Here is a 20,850-nt window from a genome sequence, read left to right on the forward strand (position 1 = left end):
GCCGCTGGCTGAAAAAGCAGGCCGCGAACATGCGGTGCGAGGGTGGAAGCGCGCCGGCTTCCCGTTCTTCTTTCTTCTTCTTCGGGGGCGTCAAAAGCGTTCCTGCGGCGCGAGGTAGCGCCACTGGCCGGGCGCGAGGCCGGCCAGCGGCACGCGTCCGATGCGGATGCGGCGCATCGCGAGGATGCGCAGCTCCATGCGGTCGCACAGGTGCGCGACCTGGCCCGGCTGCGCGCCCTTGAGCGCGAAGCGCAGCCCGGTCTGCTCGGGCGTCTGGCGGCCGATGCTCACGCGCGCGGGCGTGCGCTCGAAGCGCGCGAGCTGTTCGGGCGACACGGCACCGGCCACGTCGACCATGATCTCGTGCTCGATGACGGCGGCGTCCTCGTGCAGCTTGCGCTCGATGCGGAATTCCTGCGTGAACGCCACCAGGCCGCTGGCGCCGGTCTCCAGCGGCGTCATGCAGTGCTGGCCGCGTGCGAGCGCGGGCAGGAAGCGCGGCGTTCCGTGCGCGGGCGCGAGGTTGGCGGCCACCAGCAGCGTGTGCGCCTGCTCGATGCGCAGGCCGGCCGGCTTGTGCAGCAGCAGCGTCACCGGCAGCACCGGCTCGGGCCGCGCGCCCGCCTCGATCTCCACCTGCTGGTGCGGCTGCACGCGCGATTGCGGCAGCAGCGCCGGCTGGCCGTCGACGCGCACCGCGCCGTTCTCGATCAGCAGCTCGGCCTCGCGCCGCGAGCAGCCCGCGAGCGCGGCCACGCGCTTGGCCAGTCGGATGCCCTCGGCGTCCTGCCTTTCTGGAGCGCTCATGAACCGACGGCCGCCTGCTGCCGGATGCGCGCCACGTGCGCCGCCAGCGAGCGCGCGGCCACCGGCCACAGCCGCTCGGGCACGTCGTCGTAGGCCAGCGGCAGCCATTGCTCGGGCGTGCCCTCGGGCAGCTTCTGCATGGCGGCCGCGATCTTGGCCTCGCGCTTGAGGCGGTGCGCCTTCAGGTAGGCGATGGCCGTGCGCGCGAAGCCGATCACGTGGCCGTGCGCGGGCAGGATGAATTCGACGCCGCCGGCCTCGCAGTTCGCGTCGAGCTTGTCGAGCGAATCGAGGTAGGCCGTCATGTCGCCGTCGGGCGGATCGACCACCGTGGTGCTGCCGTTGAGGATGTGGTCGCCCGAGAACAGCAGACCGTCCTCCTCGAGCACCAGGCACAGGTGATTGGCCGCGTGGCCCGGCGTGTGGATCACGCGCAGCGTGTGCGTGAGCGGCTGGCCCTCGGCATCGGTGCCCGCGAGCACCAGCCGCTCGCCGTCGGCCAGCTCGCGCTCGGCCGAGAAGCGCGCGCTCGAGCGCGCCGTGGGCGCCGACGACAGCCCCAGGATCGGCGGCTTCGCGGCGCCGGCCAGCGCCTGCAGCGGCGCCGCGCCCGGCGAATGGTCGGCATGCGAATGCGTGCAGACGATCATGCGGATGTCGCCCCTGGCGGCCTGCCACAGCCGCTCGATGTGGGCGGGGTCGTTCGGGCCCGGATCGATCACGATGTGGCCGGTGGCCGCGTCGCCCACGATGTAGCTGTTGGTGCCCGGGCCGGTCATCGCGCCCGGGTTGGGCGCGGTCAGGCGCTGCACGTTCTTCAGCAGCGCCACCGGTGCATCGCTCTTCCAGTCGAGCGAGTGCAGCATCTGGCCGTCGGGGCAGACCAGCGCGAGCTCGCCGAAGGGCGGGTCGTTCTCCATGTAGCGCTCGTCGCGGCCGTTGACGAAGCCGCCGCGCGGGCAACTGGTCCACAGCGGCTGCTCGCTCGCGCAGGCCGCCAGCACCGCATCGACGCTCGCGTACGAGGCCATGCGCTGCAGCGTGCGCACGGTCGGGAAGATCATGAAGAAGCTGCCGGCCGCGTGGCGCGCCAGCGCATCGGCCGGGCGCACCCAGCTCGGCTCGAACTGCTCGCTCTCGTCGGCCGAGGGCTCCTGCCCCTCGGGCATGCGCGCCACCAGGAAAGGCACGTCGAAGCGCTTGGGCAGGTCGCGGTCGGTGATCCAGTGCGCGAAGGTGAACACGCGGTCGGCCTCGAGCACCAGCCCGCGCGCCGCGCACTGCTCGGCGAAGGGCACGGCCGCGTGGCCGTCGCGGTCCATCGCGGCGATGTCCTCGGCGCCGGCCGGGCGGCCGTCGGCATGGTGCGCGAGCAGCACGCCGAGCTCCTCGAAGCATTCGCGGATCGCGGCCACCGCCTGCGTGGCCTGCAGCGGGCTCTGCGTGGGGCGGCGCGCGGCCGTGCGCGCGGCGACCTCGTCGGCCGCGTCGATGTGGCCGCCGGGAAAGACGTAGGCGCCGGGCGCGAAGCTGGCCTTGGCCGAGCGGCGCGTCATCAGCACCTCGATGCCGGACGCGGTATCGCGCAGAAGCAGCACGGTGGCCGCGGCGCGCACCGCCACCGGTTCGCGCTGGGGATGGATGAGTTGTGTGGGACGAACCATGGGGCGATTATGGAGAGGCGGCGCGCCGGAGGTGTGTCGCGCATAAGCACATGCCGAAGCGGGTATGAGCATCGCGCCAGAATCCGGGCCTGCACCGCCCGAACCGAGGACCACCGCCATGCCCCCTTTCCACTTTCCGAGCCGGCACCTGCGCGCGCTGCTGACGGCCGCTGCATTGTGCGCGTCGATCGCGCCCGCGGCGCATGCGCAGGCCGATTGGCCGCAACAGCCCGTAACGCTGATCATGGGTTTTCCCGCCGGCTCCGGTGTCGACGTGGTGGCCCGCACCATCCAGGACCCGCTGACGCGCCAGCTCGGCAAGCCCGTGATCATCGACTACCGCTCCGGCGCGGCCGGCAACATCGCGAGCGAGTACGTGGCCCACGCGAAGCCCGACGGCTACACGCTCTCGTTCGGCACCGCCGCCACCCACGGCAGCAATGCCGCGCTCTACAAGAAGCTGCCCTTCGACGTCGAGGCCGACTTCGTGCCGGTGGCGCCGGTGCTCGACGTGTCGAACGTGCTCACGATCAATCCCGACGTGATCAACGTGAAGACGCTCAAGGAGTTCGTCGCGCTCGTCAAGGCCAACCCCGGCAAGTACAACTACGCCTCCACCGGCAACGGCGCCGGCACCCACATGGCCTTCGCCGAGTTCAATGCGCGGCTCGGGCTCGACATGGTCCACGTGCCCTACAAGGGCGGCCCCGAGGCCATCACCTCGGTGGTGCGCGGCGAGACCTGCTGCATCATGAACCAGGTCCAGACCATCCTGCCGCACTACAAGGCCGGCAAGGTGCGGCTGCTCGGCGTGACCACCGCCACGCCCGTGGCCGCGGTGAAGGAAGTGCCCACCATCGCCTCGAGCGGCCTGCCCGGCACCCAGGGCTTCGACAGCTCGATCTGGTTCGGCATCTTCGCGCCCAAGGGCACCGACGCGCGCATCGTCGAGAAGCTCAACGCCGCCGTGAAGGCGGTGCTCGAGCAGCCCGAGATCCGCGAGAAGTTCGAGAGCCAGGGCAACACCATCCGCATCGAGACGCCCGCGCAGTTCAGGAAGACGGTGCACGACAACCGCGTGAAGTGGGCGGAGGTCGCGAAGACGGCGAACATCAGCATCGATTGATGCCGAGGGCCGCCGGCGTCTTCGTCAGAGCGCCTTGGCCAGCGTGAGGATGAAGCGCGGCTTGTTCGGCGAGTAGACCTGCTGCACGGTGTAGAAGCCGAAGTCGTACAGCGGGCCGGCCGCGGCGTTGAAGGCGTTCTTCTGGTTCGCGCCCTGCACCGAGCCGGCGAGCGTGAGTCCGCCGCCGAAGTCGTAGCTGGCGCCCACGTTGTAGTCGACATAGCTCTTGTAGGCCGTGTTCCTGCGGATGTCGCTCGACAGGGCCGTGTAGCCCACCGCGGCCTTGAGCGTCACCTTGGGCAGGATCTCCTTGCTGTACGACAGGTTCAGGTAGCCGGTGTTGGTGCCCTTGAGGCCCGAGCCCAGCTTGTTGCCGGCGAAGCCGAAGTAGTCCTTCGACACCGTGTGCGAGTACTTCAGGGTGAAGGAACCGAGGCTCTCGTCGGCATAGGTGGCCGCGCCATAGAGCTCGGTGGTGTTGCCGACCGAGTTGCCCGGATAGATGTAGGTCAGCGCACCGATGTCCATGTCCAGCGGGCCGGCCTTGAACTTGTAGCCGCCGTACAGGTCGACCTCGACGCTGTTGCCCTTGAGCCAGTTGACGCTGGAGTTCCAGTTGCCGACGTAGAAGCCGCTGTCGCCGAAGGCGTAGTCGAAGCCGCCCTGGATCGCAGGCTTGACGGCGCGGGTCTTGGCGAAGTCGTTCCGGCCGAGCATGTCCTGGTCCTGGCCGCGGAACTTGTAGTTCGTGGTCAGCGAGATGTTGGCCGTGACCGGCGAGGCGGCCGGTGCCGGCGTATCGCCGGCCGCTTGCGCGAAGGCCGCGCCAGGCAGCGCGAAGGCGGCGGCGATCAAAGTGGGGAGGGTGAGTGCCGAGGAGGCGGCGCGGATCGATCTTTGCATCGAGAGAGCTCGGGGATGAAGGAAGAGCGACAGCGTAGGAGGGGGCGTATCAAAGCCGTGTAAAGACTTCGGGCCGCGGCGCAAAAATCGCGCATGCGGCGGGCGGGCAGAATCGCTGGCCCGCAGACGTTCCATTCCTCTTCGATCCGAACACCATGTCCCTGCCCGACACCGGCGAGCATGACCGCCGACTGGACGAATCGCTGCTGCGCTCACTCCACGCGCTGCTGAGCGAGGCCAGCGTGTCGCAGGCCGCGGCCAAGCTCGGCGTGGCGCAGTCCGCGCTGAGCCGCCACCTCAAGGTGCTGCGCCAGCTCACCGGCGACGAGCTGCTGGTGCGCGTGGGCAACCGCATGGTGCTGACCGAGCGCGCGCAGGCGCTGGCCGCGCCCACGCGGCGCATCCTGGCCGACATGTCGCTGCTGACCGCCGAGGCCGGCCCCGTCGAGCCGCGCGAGCTGCGCCAGAGCTTCCGCATCGCGACCTACGACTTCCTGCCGCGCCAGTTCTTCGCCGACGTCGCCGAGCGCGTGGCGCGCCAGGCGCCCGAGTGCGACGTGGTGATCCGCGGCCTGGGCTCGCGCTTCGAGCACTACCGCCAGCTCGCCGACGGCGAGGTCGACATGGTCATCACCATCTGGCCCGAGCTGCCCGGCCACCTGCGCGCCGCCAGCCTGCTGACCGAGCCCATGGTCTGCCTGGTGCGCGAGGGCCATCCGCTGGCCAGGGCGCCGATGACGCTCGACGACTACCGGCGCGCGCGCCACCTGTCCTCGCTCGAGCACGTGCCGGGGCAGGGCACCATCATCGATGCGCAGCTGGCCGAGCTCGGCGTGTCGGTCCACACGGCGATGCACACCCAGTTCCTCGGCATGGCGCCGGCCATCCTCGCGCGCACCGACCTGGTCTTCACCACCGGCCGCCTGCTGGCCGAGGACTTCGCGCGCCAGTACCCGCTCGCGATCGTGCCCTTTCCCGCGAAGATCAAGCCGCACCGCTACCGCCTCGTGTGGCACGAGCGCACGCACAAGAACCAGGCCATGCGCTGGCTGCGCGGCGAGCTGACGGCGGCCGCGCGCGAGCTGGCGCACCGGCCCAGGTCATGACGGCGCTGTCATAACCTGCTGCACAGCGCTGTGCTGGGCGCGGGCGGTGGGCGTGGCTATCGTCGCCGTCCATGTCCACCCCTTCCTCCCCCGCGCCGGTCCGTCCGGACCTGCTCGCCCGGCTGCCCAAGACCGACCTGCATTTCCACCTGGCCGGCACCCTGCGCCCGGCCACGCTGGTCGCGCTCGCGCGCCAGTACGAACTGCCGCTGCCGCGCCCGGTCGACACGCTCTACAGCTACCGCGACTTCTACGACTTCATCGACGTGCTGCGCATCGCCGCGCAGGCGGTGCGCAGCAGCGCCGATTTCGAGCGCGTGGCCTACGAGGCCGTGGAGGACGCCGCGCGCAGCAGCAACGCGCGCCATGTCGAGCTGTCGTTCAACCCGCAGTACTTCATGCCCACGGGCGTGCCGTACCGCGTGCAGGTCGAGGGGCTGGTGGCCGGCCTGCGCGCCGCGCGGCAGGACTTCGGCTGCTCGGGCCTGCTGATCGCCTCCTTCGACCGCGGCCTGCCGCTCGACAGCGCCGAGCGCGCGATGGACGACATCCTCGGCCTGCGCTCCGACCTCGTCGTCGGCGTGGGCCTCGACGGCCCCGAGCGCGCGGGCCCGCCCGCCAGCTTCGCGGCCCTGTTCGAGCGCGCGGGCCGCGCCGGCCTCCAGCGCACCGCCCATGTCTGCGAGGACAACCAGACGCTCGAGGAGGCGCCGCCTTCGAACGTCGACGACTGCATCCACCTGCTGGGCTGCGACCGGCTCGACCATGGCTACAACCTGCTCGCCAGCGACGACGGCCTGCGGCGCGCGCGCGACCGCGGCGTGCATTTCTGCGTCTGCGGCATCACGAGCGTGGTGCGCAACCAGCGGCGGCGGCTCGACAGCGTGAAGCGCATGGTCGACGCGGGCCTGCCGGTCAGCCTCAACACCGACGACCCCGCGATGTTCCACACCGACCTCAGCCACACCTACGCCACCGTGCTCGAGGGCGGCGGCTGGGGCTGGGAGCAGGCGCGCGCCTTCAGCCTCGCGGGCGTCGACGCCTGCTGGCTCGACGACGACGCGAAGCGCGACCTGCGCGCCGACTTCGAACGCGAGATCGCCGCGCTCGAGCGCGAGCAGGCTGCTCCCCTGGAAACGAACCGCGACTGAAGGACCCCACGATGCACATCGACACCGCACGCCGCCGCGCACTGCTCGCCGCCCTGGCCTTCGCCGCCTGCGCCACCACGGCCCTCGCCGAGCCCGCCTGGCCCGCGCGCCCGATCACCCTGATCGTGCCCTACGGTGCCGGCGGCAACGTCGACGTCATGGCGCGCTGGATCGCGCCCGAGCTCGCCACGCGGCTCGGGCAGCCGGTGGTGATCGAGAACGTGTCGGGTGCCGGCGGCGTCATCGGCACCGAGAAGGCCGTGCGCGCCAGGCCCGATGGCTACACCCTGCTGCTGTCGGTCGAGAGCACAGTCGTCATCGCCAAGATGGTGACGCCTTCCACCGTGCGCTACGACGGCCTCGCCGATCTCGTGCCCGTCACGCTGCTTGGCGCCCAGCCGCTGGCGCTGGTCGGCAAGCCCGCGCTGCAGCCGAAGACCAGCGAGGCGCTGTATGCCGACCTCAAGGCCGCGCCCGGCAAGTACAGCTACGCGAGCTCGGGCGTCGGCACCTCGCTGCACCTGGGCGGCGAGCTGCTCAAGCAGCGCGGCGGCGTCGACATGGTCCATGTGCCATACCGCACCGGCGTGCAGATCGTGAGCGACCTCAGCGGCAACCAGCTCGACCTCGCCGTGCTGCCGCTGTCGATGGTCATCCAGCAGGCGCGCGCGGGCAAGCTGCGCGTGTACGGCGTGATGGCGGAGAGCGCCTCGGCCGCCATGCCCGAAGCGCCGCCGCTGGCCAGCGTGCCCGCATGGCGCGGCGCCGACGTGTCGGTCTGGCAGGGCATCTTCGCGCCCAAGGGAACGCCGCCGCAGATCGTTTCGCAGCTGCATGCCGCGCTGGCGCAGGTGCTCGCGAACCCGGGCGTGCGCAGGAATTTCCAGGAGGGCGGCGTCACGCCGCTGGGCGCGGGGCCGAAGGAGTTCGCGGCCTTCCTGAAGGGCGAGGATGCTAAGTTCGGCGCGATCGTCGCGAAGGGGAACATCAAGGCCGAGTAGCGCGATGCCTCAGAATGCCGCAGCGCCCCAGGCGCTCCTCGTTCCTTCGCATTGATTCCCTTCGTTCATCTCATCGGCCCCGGCGGCGCCGGCAAGACCACCGTCGGCCCGCTGCTCGCGCAACGGCTGGCCCGGCGCTTCGTCGATCTCGACCAGGTCTTCATCGCGCAACAGGGCGATGTCGCGGCCTTCATGGCGCGCCATGGGTACGCGGGCTATGCGGCGCGCAACATCGAAACCTACGAACAGCTTCGCGCCGCGGCGACCGTGCCGACCGTGCTCGCGATGTCCTCGGGTTTCATGACTTATCCGGCCGACGCGAGCAAGCGCTACCCGGCCTTGCGCGACGCGATCGAAGCCGATCCGCTCACCGCGCTGCTGCTGCCATCCTTCGAGTTCGAACGCTGCGTCGAACTCGTGGTCGAGCGCCAGCTGTGCAGGCCCTATCTCCGCGGTGATAGGGCCAGCGAAACGCGGCGCATCCGGGAGCGGCATCCGGTCTTCATGGCGCTGCGGTGCGAGCGCTTCATCAGCGAGGGTGAGCCTGCCGCAATCGCTTGCGAGGTCGAGCACTTCGTGCGCAGCCGCCTGTCGAGCTAGCGTTCGGCCGGCGGAATCCGCCGCACCTTCTCGATGAAGGCCTCCAGCTCCGCCCCGCGCTCCCACTTCAGATGCTTGCGCTGCACCGCGGCCGGCTGCTTGCCCAGGAACACCCCGGGCCGCCTTTCGGTCGCCGGCCGGATCGGCCGCGGCGCAAAGCCGCCGCCGCAGTTGGGGCAGACGTCGTGCAGCACGTGCTGCGCGCAGTCGGCGCAGTAGGTGCATTCGTAGCTGCAGATGCGCGCATCGGTGGCGTTCGGCGGCAGGTCCTTGTCGCAGTATTCGCAGTTGGGCCTGAGTTCGAGCATGGGTTCATCTCCGGAGAAAGGGCAGGGGGATGCCGCCGCGCGCGGGCAGCGTCATCGCGATCACGCCGGCCATGATGCATGCAAGCCCGGCCCACGCGGTGGGCGCGAGCCGCTCGCCGAGGAGCAGCACGCCGATGGCCACGCCGATCGGCACGCGCAGGTAGGCCTGGGCGGAGGTCGACATCGGGCCGAGGGTGCGGATCAGCCGGAAGTAGATCGTGAAGGCCAGCGCGGTCGAGACCACGGCGAGCGCGAGCACGGCGGCCAGCGACGCGGCCGAGGGGGCGAGGGTCCAGGGGCGGTCGATCAGCAGGCTCGCGGGCAGCAGCAGCGCGGCGCCGCTCACGAGCGAGCCCGCGGCCGGCAGCATCGGGTCGAGGCCCTTGAACACGCGGCCGAACATCGCGGCGCAGCCGTAGCAGACCGCGGCCGCGACCAGCGCGAGCTGGGACCACAGCGACCGGCCGAGCCCGCCGAGCGCCTCCACGCCGACGATCAGGCAGATGCCGATCAGCCCCGCCGCCACGCCGAACAGCCGCCGCAGCGTGGGCCGCTCGGCGCCGGCCAGGCCCAGGCTCAGCAGGAAGATGAAGATCGGCGAGGTCGAGTTGAGGATGGTCGCGAGGCCGGCGTCGACGCTGCGTTCGGCCCAGGCGATCAAGGTGAAGGGCAGCACGCTGTTGAGGCCGGCCTGCAGCGCGAAGCGGCGCCAGCTGGCCGCGTCGCGCGGCAGCCGCAGGCCGCGCAGCCGCAGCACGGCCAGCAGCAGCAGGCCCGCGACCAGCGTGCGCGCGGCGATCAGCGTGACCGGCGGAAGGGTCGCGACGCCGATCTTGATGAAGGTATAGGAAGCGCCCCAGCAGGTGGCGAGCAGCACGAGCAGCGCCCATTCGAGGGCGGGGGCCTGGGGTTTGGCTGAAGCGGCGAGGGTGGTGGCGGTCGGCATGGCGCGCCGATCATCGCGAAGGCCGCGCGCGGACACTTCGGCCGCGGCCGAAACGTGCCTGCCTCAGTGGCCGTGCCCGTGGTGCGGGTCGTCGGCGCCGCCGTTGAGCAGCGTCGCGAGGTCGGTCTCCTGCTCGGCCGCCGCGCCCGCGATCACGCGCCGCTCGAGCTCGTCGAGGTGCTCGAGCGCCACGGCCAGTGCCTTGTCGAGCGACTTGCCGGCAGTCAGCGCATCGATGATCTGCTCGTGTTCGCGCGGCGCGCAGCTCGCGGCCTCGGCCGAGTCGTAGAGCGCCTTGTAGAGCTCGGTGTTCGCGATCAGCCGCCCGATGTACGACAGCAGTTCCTCGCTGCCCGCCATCTGCGCGAGCAGCAGGTGGAAGTCGCCGGCCAGGCGCACGGCGTCTTCGCGCCGGCCTTCCTTGAAGGCCTTCTGCTCGGCCTGCACGTGCTTGCGCAGGGTGGCCACCTGCTCGCGCGCGAGCTGGCCGAACAGCGTGGTCACGAGCCCGGCCTCGACGATGCGGCGCGCGCGGTAGGTGCCGCGCATGTCCTCGATCGAGGGGTTGGGCACGAAGGCGCCGCGGTTGTGCTCGAGCACCAGCCGCTTCTCGGAACCCAGCCGCGCCAACACCTTGCGCACCGCGCCGCGCGTGCAGCCCAGCGCCTCGGCCAGCGCGCGCTCGCGCAGCGGCGTGCCGGGCCGCAGCTTGCCGCTGAGCAGCGCCTTGGAGACGGCGGCATAGACGCGTTCGTCCACGTTGGCGCCGTCGGCGTCGGTGGGCTCGGGGGAGGGTGCGGGCGCGGAAGTCTTGCGGGTGGCGGGCATAGGCAGGCGGATTTTGCCTGCGTCGCGCCACCCCGGGGAAAGCCCCCGGATTGACGCGGCCCCGTCCGCTTCGTACCATTCGCGGAAATTTGGTTAACCAAAATAAAATGATATGGTTGACCAAAATACCAGGTATCCACAACCACACACGACAACGGAGACACACATGAAATCCGCCAAATGGCTGGCCGCGCTGCCGGTCGCCGCCTTCTTCAGCGGGGGCTGGCTGTCCTCCGTCGCGCCCACCTTCGTGCTCGGCATGCCCTTCCTGATGGTGTGGAACGTGCTCTGGCTGGTGCTGACCTCGCTGATCATGGTGGTCATCGACCGCGCCGAAGGCGACCTCGACGCACCCGCAACGCAGGGAGACGCGCGATGAACGCCGCGCTCGGCGTGATCGCGCTGTTCGTGGTCGGCGCGCTGGCCCTCGCGGTGCTGGCGCGGCGCGGCCGCACCATGAGCCTCGAGCAATGGGCGCTTGGCGGGCGCGGGCTCGGCGCGATCATGGTGTTCCTGCTGATGGCGGGCGAATCGTTCTCCACCTTCACCTTCCTGGGCGCCAGCGGCTGGTCGTACAGCAAGGGCTCGCCGGCCTTCTACATCCTGGCCTATGGCGGGCTGGCCTACCTCATGGCCTTCTGGATGCTGCCGGCCGTGTGGCGCTACGCCAGCGCGCACAAGCTGGTGTCGTTCTCCGACTTCTTCGCCCACAAGTACGACAGCCGCCCGCTCGGCGTGCTGGTGTCGGTGGTCGCGCTCGGCGGCATGGTCGCGCTGCTGACCATCCAGTTGCGCGGGCTCGGCATCATCGTCTCGGAGGCCTCGTACGGCTCGATCGCGCCGCCGGTGGCGATCTGGATCGGCACGCTGGTGATGGTCAGCTACATCCTGTTCTCGGGCATCCACGGCTCGGCCAGCATCGCCATCGTGAAGGACGTTCTCATCCTCGCGCTCGCCGTGTTCCTCGGCCTCTACCTGCCGTGGCGCTACTACGGCGGCGTGGCGCCGATGTTCACGGCCATCCACGCGGCCAACCCGGGCTTCTTCGAATTCCCGAAGGAAGGCCTCAACCTCAGCTGGTACAACTCGACCATCCTGCTGACGGCGCTGGGCTACTACCTCTACCCGTTCAACCTCACTTCGGTGTATGCCGCGCGCAGCGCGAGCGCGGTGCGCCGCAACACCATCCTGATGCCGCTGTACCAGGTGGTGATCGCCTTCCTGTTCCTGGTCGGCTTCGCGGCCATCCTCCAGGTGCCGGGGCTCAAGGGCTCCGACGTCGACCTGGCCCTGTTCGGCCTCGTCAAGCACAGCTTCGACCCCTGGTTCGTCGGCGTGATCGGCGGCACCGGCGTGCTCACGGCGCTGGTGCCGGGCTCGATGATCCTGCTCACGGCCTCCACCGTGATCGGCAAGAACGTCTACAAGGAAGGCTTCGCGCCGCATGCCACCGACCGCCAGGTGTCGCGCGTGGCGCGCGGCGTGCTGCCGCTGTTCGCGCTGGTGGCGGTGTACTTCGTGCTGCGCGGCGGCACCACCATCGTGGCGGTGGCGATCTTCGCCTCCAGCCTGCTCACGCAGCTGCTGCCCTCGCTGCTGTTCAGCCTCATGAAGAAGCCCTTCGGCAACAAGCACGCGGCCTTCGCGGGCATCGTCGCGGGCGGCGCGGTGCTCGGCTTCCTGATGACCACCGGCGCGAACCTCGCTACGCTGTTTCCCGCGGCGCCGCTGGCCTTCAAGTCGCTCAACACCGGGCTGGTGGCGCTCGCGACCAATGCGCTGGTGTTCGTGATCGTGGCGCTGGTCACGCCGGGCCCGGCGCCGCGCGCGGCCGCGGCGCAGCCCGCCTGATGCTTCGGACAACAAAAGGAATCCCCATGCCATCGCTCCTGATCCGCAATGTTCGCCCGCTGGGTGCCGCGCCGGTCGACGTGCGGGTGCAGGACGGCCGCATCGCCGAGCTCGGCGCCGCGCTCGCCGCGCCGGCCGCGCCGGCCGATGCTGCCGTCGAGGACGGCCGCGGCGCGCTGCTGCTGCCCGGCCTCGTCGAGGGCCACACCCACCTCGACAAGACGATGTGGGGCCTGGACTGGTACCGCAACGAGGTCGGCACGAACCTGATCGACAAGATCGAGAACGAGCGCGCCTTCCGCCATGCCAGCGGCCACGACGCGGCCGCGCAGTCGCTGGTGCTGGCCAAGGCCTTCCTCGCGCTCGGCACCACGCGGCTGCGCACGCACGTCGACGTCGACACGCAGGCCGGCCTGCGTCACCTCGAGGGCACGCTGCGCACGCGCGAGACCCTGCGCGATCTGCAGCAGATCCAGGTCGTCGCCTTCCCGCAGTCGGGCCTGCTCGCGCGGCCCGGCACGGCCGAGCTGCTCGACCGGTCGCTGGCCGCGGGCGCCGACGTGCTCGGCGGGCTCGACCCCTGCGCCATCGACGGCGATCCCGTGAAGTCGCTCGACCTGCTGTTCGACATCGCCCACCGGCACCAGCGCGCTATCGACATCCACCTGCACGAGCCCGGCGCCATGGGCGCCTTCTCGCTCGACCTGATCCTGCAGCGCACCGAGGCGCTGGGCATGCGGGGCCGGGTGGCGATCAGCCATGGCTTCTGCCTCGGCGACGTGAGCGAGCGCGAACGCGATGCCCTGCTCGCGCGCATGGCGAAGCTCGGCGTGGTGCTGATCACCAGCGCGCCGCCCTCGCGCAACGTGCCGCCGCTGCTGGCCTGCCGCCAGGCCGGCGTGACCGTGCTCGGCGGCAACGACGGCATCCGCGACACCTGGTCGCCCTATGGCCGGCCCGACATGCTCGAGCGCGCGATGATCATCGGCCTGCGCTACAACCTGCGCCGCGACGACGAGATCGAGGTCGCGCTCGACACCGTGACGCACGCCGGTGCGCGCGGCTGCGGCTTCGAGGCCTATGGCCTGGGCGTCGGCGACCGTGCCGACCTGGTGCTGGTCGATGCGCAGACCGTGGCGCATGCCGTGGTGGAGCGCCCCGTGCGCCGGCTCGTGGTGGCCGGCGGCCGCATCGTGGCGCGCGACGGCGTGCTGCAGGACGACGTGGCCGCCTTGTGAAGGCGGAGGTTCGCCGCGATGCCGGCACCGCCTTCGCGGCCGTGATCGTTCTGGTGGCGCTGAACCTGCGCGCCTTCCTCACCTCGAGCAGCCCGCTGCTCGGGGCCATTCGCCTCGACACCGGCATCGGCTTCCATGCCGTGGCGCTGTTCACGGTGCTGCCGATGTTCGCGATGGGCGCCACCTCGCTGTGCGGCGCGGCCGTGGGTCAGCGCATCGGCGCGCGCGCCGGTGTCGCGCTGGGCCTCGCGGCCATCGCGCTCGCCTGTGCGAGCCGTTATGGCGCGAACGGCGCGGCGCCGTTGCTCGCCAGCGCGGCGCTCGCGGGCGCTGGTGTCGGGCTGGTGCAGGCGCTGATGCCGGGCGTGGTCAAGCAGGCCTATCCGGCGCGCATCGGCGTGATGACCGGGCTCTATTCGGCCGCGATCATGGGCGGCGGCGGCTTCGGCGCGATCGCCAGCCCCTGGGTCGCGCAGGCGCTCGGCGGCCCGCATCCCGACTGGCACGCGGGCCTCGCGATCTGGGCGCTGCCCGCGGTCTTCGCGCTGCTGTATTGGCTCAACATGCGGCGCATGGAGTTCACGGCCGATGCGCCGCGCCGCGGCCTCTCGTGGCTGCGCTGCTTCGCGAGCCCGCGCGCCTGGCTGCTGGCGATCTGCTTCGGCCTCGTCAACGGCGGCTACACCAGCCTCGTGGCCTGGCTGCCGCACTTCTATGCCCAGCAGGGCTGGAGCGCGCAGCAGGGCGGCTCGGTGCTCGCGCTGATGACGCTCGCGCAGGTGGTGGGCGCGCTCGCCATGCCCGCCATCGCGCGCAGCCGCGGGCGCGATATGCGGCCCTGGCTCGCGCTCACGCTGGCCGCGCAACTCGCTGGCTTCTGCGCGCTCGCACTGCATGCGCCCGTGCCGGCGCCGGCCATCGCGCTCGTGCTGGGCTTCGGCCTCGGCGGCGCGTTCTCGCTGTGCATGGTGCTCGCGCTCGACCACCTGCCCGACCCCGCGCAGGCCGGCGCGCTCGCGGGCTTCATGCAGGGCCTGGGCTTCATGATCGCGGCGCTCGCGCCCTTCGTCACCGGCTGGGTGCGCGAGCACACGGGCGGCTTCGCGCTCGCCTGGGCCTACCTCGGCGCCGTGGTGCTCGTGCTGTCGCCGCTGCTGCTGCGCTTCGATCCGCGCCGCTATGGCGCCGCCACCGCGGAGCTGTTCGCGCCGCGCGCCATGCCATCCTCCTCCCTCGCGCCCGAGGGCGCAGCCACTCGAAAGGTCTGAACACCATGTACCAGGAACGCTTCATGCAACGCGCGCTCGCGCTGTCCGCGCAGGCGCTGCACGAACCCGGCACCGAGCCCTTCGGCGCCGTGGTCGTGAAGAACGGCGCCATCGTCGGCGAGGGCTTCAACCATTCGGTCGCGCACCACGACCCCACCTCGCACGGAGAGGTCGAGGCCATCCGCGACGCCTGCCGCAGGCTCGGCAGCGTCGACCTCTCGGGCTGCGAGCTCTACACCTCGTGCGAGCCCTGCGCCATGTGCGTGGCGGCGATGCACATCGCGGGCATCGCGCAGCTCTACTACGCGGCCTCGCTCGCGCAGTCGGGCGAGGCCTTCGACGGCGTGACCGTGGCCGCGCGCCATCCCATCGACGTGGAGGCGCTGCGCATCGAGTCGGGCGCGACGCTCGCGCAGCGCAGGCTGCCGGCCGAGCAGCGGATGGAGGGGGAGGCGGTGCGGATTCTGGCCGAGTGGGCCGCGACGCGGCGATAGCGTCGCGCCGGCCGACGGCGAAGAAAGTACCAGCCGCCGGACAAGAGCGGCACGACAGGATGCGCCCGATGCAAACCGCCATGCCGCATCCGCATGGGAACTCCAGGTAAGCCTCGATTCCTGGCACATGTATTGCGCCCGACAGTGAGAGCCGCCAACGCAACACGGTGGCGATTTCCTGCCTCCAGGCAGTTCACTTTTGGGAGATATGTAATGCATAAATGCAAAAACGGTCGACGGGATGCGCACTCCAGTTTTAAAAAGCACAGCATCCATGCCGCCGTGGTGCTCGCGTTCGGTCCGGCCCTGTCCCTGCAGGCCGGCGCGCAGAGCTACCTGAACTACGACGGTTCCAGGAGCGGCGACCTCGGCGCGGCCGCCGCCACCTGGGCCAATGCCGCGGAGTTCAAGTCCGACTGGGGCCTCGGCGCCCTGAATGCGCAGTTCGCCTATGCGCTGGGCTTCAGCGGCGCGGGCGTGAAGACCGGCGCGGTGGATTCCGGCTACCTGCCCACGCACCAGGAGTTCGCGAGCCGCGGCATCACGGGCGTGGTGGTGTCGGGCACCTATGCCAACGACGGCCGGCAGCTCGAGAGCGGCGGCGACACCTGGAAGGCCGGCGATCCCTTCCTGCGCAACCCGGTGCCCGGCAGCTACATCCCCGGCGTGAACGACAACCACGGCAACCACGTCTCGGGCACCATCGCCGCCGCGAAGAACGGCCTGGGCATGATGGGCGTGGCTTTCGCAAGCCAGTACTACATCAGCAATTCCAACGGCACCGACGGTTCGATCTACGGATCGAACATGGACTACAACTACTTCCACGCCGCCTACGGCAACCTGGCCGCGGCCGGCGTGCGCGTCATCAACAGCAGCTGGGGTTCGCCGCCGGGCGCCGACGACTACGGCAGCGTGGCCGGCCTGGTGCAGGCCTATGCGCGCATCAACGGCGCGGGCAAGAAGTCCTGGCTGGAAGCGGCCGCCGACGTGACGCGGCAGTCCGGCGTGATGCAGGTGTTCGCGGCCGGCAATGCCGGCAAGGCCAACGTCAACATTCGCTCCGCGCTGCCCTACTTCCAGCCCGAGCTCGAGAAGAGCTGGGTCACGGCCGCGGCGCTGAACCAGAACCTCACGCTCGCGAGCTTCAGCAACCGCTGCGGCATCGCCAAGTACTGGTGCGTGTCCGCGCCGGGCGTGGACATCAACAGCGCCTCGGTGGCCGGCGACGACAAGTACACCAAGTCCTCGGGCACCTCGATGGCCGCGCCGCACGTCACGGGCGCGGTCGGCGTGCTGATGGAGCGCTATCCCTACCTCGGCAACGAGGAGATCCGCACCATCCTGCTGACCACCTCGAAGCACCTGGGCAGCGGTCCGGCGGACCAGCCCGACACCGACTTCGGCTGGGGCATTCCCGACCTGCAGAAGGGCATGGACGGCCCGGGCCAGTTGCTCGGCACCTTCACGGCGAAGCTGTCGGCCGGCAGCGCCGACACCTGGCGCAACGGCATCTCCGACGCCGCATGGCGCCAGCGCAAGACCGAGGAGGCGGCCGAGATCGCCGCCTGGGCCGTCGACAAGGCCGCGCTGCAGGCCAGGGTGCAGGCCGTGCCGGAAGCCGGCGCGCCCACGCCCGACCTGATCGCCGGCATGGCCCGCGGCCGCGCGCTGCTGCAGGAGGCGATCAAGTCGAACACGCGCGAGTTCTACACCGCCGCGCGGCTCGATGCCGCGCTCGCGGCCGCGCGCTCCGACCCCTACGGTGCCGTGCTGCTCGGCATGTACGAGGCGGCCCATCCCAACTGGACGGGTCCCTACAGCACCGCGACCGACTACGCCAACTTCATCGCGGGCCGCAGCGACACCGAGCTCGCGACGGCCAGCGTGAACGCGCAGCGCGACGCGATCCTGGCCGCCAACGCGGCGGCCCGTAGCGAGATCGAGATCCGCGGCGCGCGCATCGCCGCGCTGCAGACCAAGACCGATGCCGACTACGTGGGCCGCCTCGTGAAGGCCGGCGCCGGCACGCTGATCCTCACGGGCGACAACAGCTACACCGGCGGCACGCGGCTGCAGGGCGGCACGCTCGGCGTCGGCAGTTCGACCGCGCTGGGCACCGGCACGCTCGCCATGGCCGATGCCACCACCCTGCAGGCCGCGGCCGACGGGCTGGCGCTGGCCAATGCCATCACGGTGTCCGGCATCGGCAACATCGACACCCAGGCCTTCGGCCTCACCTTGGCGGGCGACATCGCCGACGGGGCCAGCCCGGGCGGCCTCGCCAAGCTCGGCACGGGCACGCTCACGCTGTCGGGCCGCAGCAGCTACTCCGGGCCCACCGGCGTGGTCGAAGGCGGCCTGCGTGCCGGCGCCGCGGGCAGCTTCTCGCCGCGCAGCGCCTTCTACCTGGCGAGCGCGGGCCGGCTCGAGCTGGCCGGCTTCGACCAGACCATCGGTTCGCTCGCGGGCGCGGGCGAGGTCGCGCTCGGCACGGGCACGCTCACCACGGGCGGCGACGGCACGTCGAGCGCCTATGCGGGGCGCATCGGCGGCAGCGGCGGGCTGGTGAAGACCGGCGCGGGCGCGTTCGAACTCGCGGGTGCCAACAGCTACAGCGGCGACACGGTCGTCGCGGCGGGTGCGCTGCGCGCGGGTGCCGCCAACGCGTTCAGCGCCGCGAGCGCGATGCGCGTGCAGTCCGGCGCGGTGCTGGACCTCGCGGGCCACGGCCAGCGCATCGCGGGCATGACCAACGCCGGCCTCGTGTCGCTGCAGGGGGCCGTGCCCGGCACCACGCTCACCGTGGCCGGTCCGTGGGTGGGCCAGAACGGCCTGCTCGGCCTCGGCACGGCCGGCGCCGACCGGCTGCTGCTCAGCGGTTCCACCGCCATCGCCAGCGGCCTCACCACGGTGCGAATCGCCAGCGTGGCGGGCCTGGGCGCACCGACCCTGGGCAAGGGCGTGACGCTGGTGGGCACCGAAGGCGGAGCCAGCGTGCAGGGCAATGCCTTCGTGCTGGCCGGCGAGCATGTCGATGCGGGCGCCTTCCAGTACCGGCTCCACAACGACACCAGCGGCAGCTACCTGAGTTCGTCCACGCCGCTCGGCCTCACGACCTACCGTGTCGAGGCACCGCTGTTCGCGGCGCTGCCCGCGCAGTTGCGCCAGGGTAACCTCGCGATGCTCGGCAACATGCGCCTGCGTGTCGGCGACGACCTGCGCGCCACGGGCGATGCAGCGTCACCCGGTGGCGATCGGCGCGCCTGGGGCCGCGTGATCTCGGCCGACCTCGACATCCGCCAGCGCGGCCCGGTCTCGCCCGAGAGCGAAGGGCGCCTCAACGGCTTCCAGGCCGGCACCGACCTGCTGGCCACGCCGAACTGGCGTGCCGGCCTCTACGTGGGCCAGCTCGAGGGCAATGTCGCGGTGCGCGGTTTCGCGGGCGGCGTCGCGGGACTGGGCGCGGGCTCCAACGACCTGCGCAGCCAGTACTTCGGCCTCTACGGCACCTACACCGCCGAGAGCGGCTTCTACGCCGATGCCGCGCTGCAGGCCGGCCGTCACCGCTACACGCTGCAGCCGCTGCTGAACGCCGGCGTCGCTGGCAAGGGCCGCAGCCTGCTGGCCTCGCTCGAGATCGGCCAGTCGGTGGCCCTCGGCGAGGGCGGCTGGAAGATCGAGCCGCAGCTGCAGCTGATCCACCAGCGCCAGAGCCTCGACGACGCGAACATCGCCGGCGCGCTGGTGCAGCAGCGCCCCGACAGCGGCTGGATCGTGCGCACCGGCGTGCGCGTCAGCGGCACGGTGGCCACCGGCGCGGGCAGCCTGCAGCCCTATGGCCGGCTGAATGTCTACAAGGCCCTCGACGGCAGCGATGTCGCGCGCTACCTCACGCCGAGCGCCGGCGCGGGCATCGCCACGCCCACCGGCGGCACGAGCACCGAGCTCGCGGCCGGCTTCACGCTGGCGCTGAGCCAGACCACCAGCCTCTATGGCGAGCTCGGCAAGCTCTGGGCTTCGGGCGGCGCGGTGCGTGCGCAGAGTGGTATCAACGGGTCGCTGGGTGTGCGCATGCGCTGGTAGCACGGGTCGGGAAGGGGCGAGGCTGTAGGGCAGCCCGCCCAGCGATGCGCGGCTGTCGCCGACAGTCCGCGCATGCCGATGGCATCACCATGGGTTCATCGACAACCTTTGGAGGACGCTTCCCATGATCAACAAGACCCTGCTCGCACTCGCCACCTCGCTGACCCTGCTGGCCGCCGGCACCGCCAATGCACAGATCGGCAAGGCCGCCTCCGAGGCGACCGATGCGGCCCAGCACAAGATCGACGAGAAGCAGGCCGACAGCAAGGCCAAGAAGAGCGGCCCGGTCGGCAAGGCCGTGAACAACGTGAAGTCGGGCTATCACAAGAACCGCTCGAAGGCTTCGGCAGAGAAGGCCAAGCAGTCGCTGAAGAACGCGGGTTGATCCGCGTCCTTCGATACCGCGCGGCGGCGGCTCAGGCCTGACGGGCCTGCCCCGCCGCTTCCTTCGCTTGCGCCGCCTCCCGCGCGCGCACGACCGTCGTCGTCTCGCCCGCATAGCCCCAGTCGTCGGTGTCGATCTCGTCGATCACGATGTGGGTCAGGTGCGGGTCCTTGCCGAGCACGCGCTGCAGCGTGTCGGTGATCTCCGCGATCACGGTGGCCTTCTGTGCGCGCGTGACGCCGTCGCGCGTGATGCGTACGTTGACGTAGGGCATGGCGTTCTCCTTCAGGCGACGTAGTTGCCCGCGCTGCCCGCGCCATCCACCGGCAGCACCGCGCCGCTCGTGAAGCCCGCATCCACCAGGTAGAGCACTGCATCGGCGATCTCGTCGACCGTGCCCAGGCGGCCGGCCGGCTGCAGGGTCTGGAGGAAGCCGTGCGTCTCGGGCGCATGCATCGGGCTGTCGATGATGCCGGGCGCCACCGCGTTCACGCGCACGCCATGCGGTGCGAGCTCGAGCGCCAGCGCGCGCGTGGCCGCGTTCAATCCACCCTTGAGCAGCACCGCCATGAAGGCCGGCACGTTGCCGCGCGGCTGCATCGCGATCGAGGCCGTGATGTTGACGATCGCGCCCGCGCCGCGGCCGATCATGTGGCGCGCCGCGGCCTGCGAGGCGTAGATCGTGCCCTTCACGTTGGTGGCGATCTGCTGCTCGACCTCCTCGGGCGAGAAGTCCACGAAGGGCTTGGCCAGGAAGATGCCCGCGTTGTTGACCAGCGCGTCGACGCCGCCGAAGCGGGTGACCGCATGCTCGACCAGCGCGGTGGCGATGCGCGGATCGGCGATGTCGCCGGCCACGCCGGCAAAGCGGTCGCCGGCGCCGAACTGGCGCGCGGCCTCGACCAGCCGCGCGTCGCTGCGCGCATTGCCGACCACGCTCCAGCCTTCGGCCAGCAGGCGGCGCGCGATCGCGAAGCCGATGCCGCTGCTGGCGCCGGTGACGACGGCGGTGCGGGCCTTGCCGCCTCGGGAATGGTGGGTGCTCATGGTGAAAGTCCTTCCGGTATTGCGCCGTGCGAGATGCGGCG

At 71.0% G+C, this 20,850-nt stretch carries 20 protein-coding genes; 12 read left to right on the forward strand and 8 right to left on the reverse strand.

Features of this window, described 5'->3' with window-relative positions:
* Positions 1 to 90: 90 nt before the first annotated feature.
* Positions 91 to 807 carry an RNA pseudouridine synthase gene (locus AC1HIL_RS09050; protein WP_479671642.1) on the reverse strand — a complete coding sequence of 239 codons (717 nt, stop codon included), beginning with the start codon at positions 805 to 807 and terminating at the stop codon, positions 91 to 93.
* Entirely contained in the window at positions 804 to 2,471 is a 1,668-nt protein-coding gene (locus AC1HIL_RS09055) for an MBL fold metallo-hydrolase (protein ID WP_261211404.1), read from the reverse strand. Before AC1HIL_RS09055 ends, AC1HIL_RS09050 begins: the two co-directional genes overlap by 4 nt.
* A gap of 118 nt (positions 2,472 to 2,589) precedes the next feature.
* Here AC1HIL_RS09055 and AC1HIL_RS09060 point away from each other — a divergent pair, with 118 nt between their 5' ends.
* Entirely contained in the window at positions 2,590 to 3,597 is a 1,008-nt protein-coding gene (locus AC1HIL_RS09060; RefSeq protein ID WP_057593925.1) for a Bug family tripartite tricarboxylate transporter substrate binding protein, read from the forward strand.
* A gap of 24 nt (positions 3,598 to 3,621) precedes the next feature.
* Here AC1HIL_RS09060 and AC1HIL_RS09065 read toward each other — a convergent pair whose 3' ends face one another.
* Complete coding sequence (locus AC1HIL_RS09065; protein ID WP_479671643.1) at positions 3,622 to 4,500, reverse strand: TorF family putative porin; 879 nt, start codon at positions 4,498 to 4,500, stop codon at positions 3,622 to 3,624.
* A gap of 155 nt (positions 4,501 to 4,655) precedes the next feature.
* On the opposite strand from AC1HIL_RS09065, the gene AC1HIL_RS09070 reads away from it, so the two are divergent.
* The 4 genes from AC1HIL_RS09070 (at position 4,656) to AC1HIL_RS09085 (ending at position 8,358) form a co-directional block, all read left to right on the forward strand.
* Positions 4,656 to 5,606 (forward strand): LysR family transcriptional regulator, encoded by a 951-nt coding sequence (locus AC1HIL_RS09070; RefSeq protein ID WP_479671644.1) that lies wholly within the window; start codon positions 4,656 to 4,658, stop codon positions 5,604 to 5,606.
* 71 nt (positions 5,607 to 5,677) lie between these two features.
* A complete protein-coding gene (add, locus tag AC1HIL_RS09075) occupies positions 5,678 to 6,757 on the forward strand; it encodes an adenosine deaminase (protein WP_479671645.1) in 1,080 nt (359 codons plus the stop codon).
* Between the two features lie 11 nt (positions 6,758 to 6,768).
* The gene (locus tag AC1HIL_RS09080) at positions 6,769 to 7,758 is read left to right on the forward strand and encodes a Bug family tripartite tricarboxylate transporter substrate binding protein (RefSeq protein WP_479671646.1); all 990 of its coding nucleotides are present in this window, start codon (positions 6,769 to 6,771) and stop codon (positions 7,756 to 7,758) included.
* Between the two features lie 51 nt (positions 7,759 to 7,809).
* Positions 7,810 to 8,358, forward strand: coding sequence for a shikimate kinase (locus tag AC1HIL_RS09085; RefSeq protein ID WP_479671647.1), 549 nt, complete (start codon positions 7,810 to 7,812; stop codon positions 8,356 to 8,358).
* Here the strand turns inward: AC1HIL_RS09085 and AC1HIL_RS09090 are convergent.
* The 3 genes from AC1HIL_RS09090 to AC1HIL_RS09100 form a co-directional block, all read right to left on the reverse strand.
* Positions 8,355 to 8,666, reverse strand: a complete 312-nt coding sequence (locus tag AC1HIL_RS09090; protein WP_479671648.1) for a DUF1272 domain-containing protein — start codon at positions 8,664 to 8,666, stop codon at positions 8,355 to 8,357. The genes AC1HIL_RS09085 and AC1HIL_RS09090 overlap by 4 nt on opposite strands.
* A 4-nt stretch (positions 8,667 to 8,670) precedes the next feature.
* Positions 8,671 to 9,612 carry a DMT family transporter gene (locus tag AC1HIL_RS09095; RefSeq protein ID WP_479671649.1) on the reverse strand — a complete coding sequence of 314 codons (942 nt, stop codon included), beginning with the start codon at positions 9,610 to 9,612 and terminating at the stop codon, positions 8,671 to 8,673.
* A 63-nt stretch (positions 9,613 to 9,675) separates the two neighbouring features.
* The gene (locus AC1HIL_RS09100; RefSeq protein ID WP_479671650.1) at positions 9,676 to 10,440 is read right to left on the reverse strand and encodes a GntR family transcriptional regulator; all 765 of its coding nucleotides are present in this window, start codon (positions 10,438 to 10,440) and stop codon (positions 9,676 to 9,678) included.
* Positions 10,441 to 10,606: 166 nt separating this feature from the next.
* Here AC1HIL_RS09100 and AC1HIL_RS09105 point away from each other — a divergent pair, with 166 nt between their 5' ends.
* The 7 genes from AC1HIL_RS09105 (at position 10,607) to AC1HIL_RS09135 (ending at position 19,762) form a co-directional block, all read left to right on the forward strand.
* Positions 10,607 to 10,819: a DUF3311 domain-containing protein gene (locus tag AC1HIL_RS09105; protein WP_057593917.1), complete on the forward strand. Its 213-nt coding sequence runs from the start codon at positions 10,607 to 10,609 to the stop codon at positions 10,817 to 10,819.
* Positions 10,816 to 12,291, forward strand: a complete 1,476-nt coding sequence (locus AC1HIL_RS09110) for a sodium:solute symporter family protein (protein ID WP_479671651.1) — start codon at positions 10,816 to 10,818, stop codon at positions 12,289 to 12,291. Before AC1HIL_RS09105 ends, AC1HIL_RS09110 begins: the two co-directional genes overlap by 4 nt.
* Before the next feature lie 26 nt (positions 12,292 to 12,317).
* Positions 12,318 to 13,529 carry an amidohydrolase family protein gene (locus tag AC1HIL_RS09115; RefSeq protein ID WP_479671652.1) on the forward strand — a complete coding sequence of 404 codons (1,212 nt, stop codon included), beginning with the start codon at positions 12,318 to 12,320 and terminating at the stop codon, positions 13,527 to 13,529.
* Positions 13,526 to 14,797 (forward strand): cyanate transporter, encoded by a 1,272-nt coding sequence (locus tag AC1HIL_RS09120; RefSeq protein ID WP_479671653.1) that lies wholly within the window; start codon positions 13,526 to 13,528, stop codon positions 14,795 to 14,797. Before AC1HIL_RS09115 ends, AC1HIL_RS09120 begins: the two co-directional genes overlap by 4 nt.
* Before the next feature lie 5 nt (positions 14,798 to 14,802).
* The gene (locus AC1HIL_RS09125) at positions 14,803 to 15,291 is read left to right on the forward strand and encodes a nucleoside deaminase (RefSeq protein ID WP_057593913.1); all 489 of its coding nucleotides are present in this window, start codon (positions 14,803 to 14,805) and stop codon (positions 15,289 to 15,291) included.
* Between the two features lie 282 nt (positions 15,292 to 15,573).
* Positions 15,574 to 19,377: an autotransporter outer membrane beta-barrel domain-containing protein gene (locus AC1HIL_RS09130; protein ID WP_479671654.1), complete on the forward strand. Its 3,804-nt coding sequence runs from the start codon at positions 15,574 to 15,576 to the stop codon at positions 19,375 to 19,377.
* A 127-nt stretch (positions 19,378 to 19,504) separates the two neighbouring features.
* On the forward strand, positions 19,505 to 19,762 hold the full coding sequence (locus AC1HIL_RS09135; protein WP_409976535.1) for a hypothetical protein: 258 nt from the start codon (positions 19,505 to 19,507) through the stop codon (positions 19,760 to 19,762).
* A gap of 31 nt (positions 19,763 to 19,793) precedes the next feature.
* On the opposite strand, the gene AC1HIL_RS09140 is transcribed toward AC1HIL_RS09135, so the two are convergent.
* Together AC1HIL_RS09140 and AC1HIL_RS09145 are read right to left on the reverse strand one after the other, a co-directional pair.
* Positions 19,794 to 20,036: a tautomerase family protein gene (locus AC1HIL_RS09140; RefSeq protein ID WP_057593911.1), complete on the reverse strand. Its 243-nt coding sequence runs from the start codon at positions 20,034 to 20,036 to the stop codon at positions 19,794 to 19,796.
* An 11-nt stretch (positions 20,037 to 20,047) separates the two neighbouring features.
* The gene (locus AC1HIL_RS09145; RefSeq protein ID WP_479671655.1) at positions 20,048 to 20,809 is read right to left on the reverse strand and encodes an SDR family NAD(P)-dependent oxidoreductase; all 762 of its coding nucleotides are present in this window, start codon (positions 20,807 to 20,809) and stop codon (positions 20,048 to 20,050) included.
* Between the last annotated feature and the right edge of the window lie 41 nt (positions 20,810 to 20,850).

This window comes from Variovorax sp. ISS6 (genome assembly GCF_056523145.1).

Coding starts and splice junctions, on each gene's coding strand:
- AC1HIL_RS09050 (WP_479671642.1), bottom strand. CDS start 807: ATGAGCGCTCCAGAAAGGCAGGACGCCGAGGGCATCCGACTGGCCAAG.
- AC1HIL_RS09055 (WP_261211404.1), bottom strand. CDS start 2,471: ATGGTTCGTCCCACACAACTCATCCATCCCCAGCGCGAACCGGTGGCG.
- AC1HIL_RS09060 (WP_057593925.1), top strand. CDS start 2,590: ATGCCCCCTTTCCACTTTCCGAGCCGGCACCTGCGCGCGCTGCTGACG.
- AC1HIL_RS09065 (WP_479671643.1), bottom strand. CDS start 4,500: ATGCAAAGATCGATCCGCGCCGCCTCCTCGGCACTCACCCTCCCCACT.
- AC1HIL_RS09070 (WP_479671644.1), top strand. CDS start 4,656: ATGTCCCTGCCCGACACCGGCGAGCATGACCGCCGACTGGACGAATCG.
- add (WP_479671645.1), top strand. CDS start 5,678: ATGTCCACCCCTTCCTCCCCCGCGCCGGTCCGTCCGGACCTGCTCGCC.
- AC1HIL_RS09080 (WP_479671646.1), top strand. CDS start 6,769: ATGCACATCGACACCGCACGCCGCCGCGCACTGCTCGCCGCCCTGGCC.
- AC1HIL_RS09090 (WP_479671648.1), bottom strand. CDS start 8,666: ATGCTCGAACTCAGGCCCAACTGCGAATACTGCGACAAGGACCTGCCG.
- AC1HIL_RS09095 (WP_479671649.1), bottom strand. CDS start 9,612: ATGCCGACCGCCACCACCCTCGCCGCTTCAGCCAAACCCCAGGCCCCC.
- AC1HIL_RS09100 (WP_479671650.1), bottom strand. CDS start 10,440: ATGCCCGCCACCCGCAAGACTTCCGCGCCCGCACCCTCCCCCGAGCCC.
- AC1HIL_RS09105 (WP_057593917.1), top strand. CDS start 10,607: ATGAAATCCGCCAAATGGCTGGCCGCGCTGCCGGTCGCCGCCTTCTTC.
- AC1HIL_RS09110 (WP_479671651.1), top strand. CDS start 10,816: ATGAACGCCGCGCTCGGCGTGATCGCGCTGTTCGTGGTCGGCGCGCTG.
- AC1HIL_RS09115 (WP_479671652.1), top strand. CDS start 12,318: ATGCCATCGCTCCTGATCCGCAATGTTCGCCCGCTGGGTGCCGCGCCG.
- AC1HIL_RS09125 (WP_057593913.1), top strand. CDS start 14,803: ATGTACCAGGAACGCTTCATGCAACGCGCGCTCGCGCTGTCCGCGCAG.
- AC1HIL_RS09140 (WP_057593911.1), bottom strand. CDS start 20,036: ATGCCCTACGTCAACGTACGCATCACGCGCGACGGCGTCACGCGCGCA.
- AC1HIL_RS09145 (WP_479671655.1), bottom strand. CDS start 20,809: ATGAGCACCCACCATTCCCGAGGCGGCAAGGCCCGCACCGCCGTCGTC.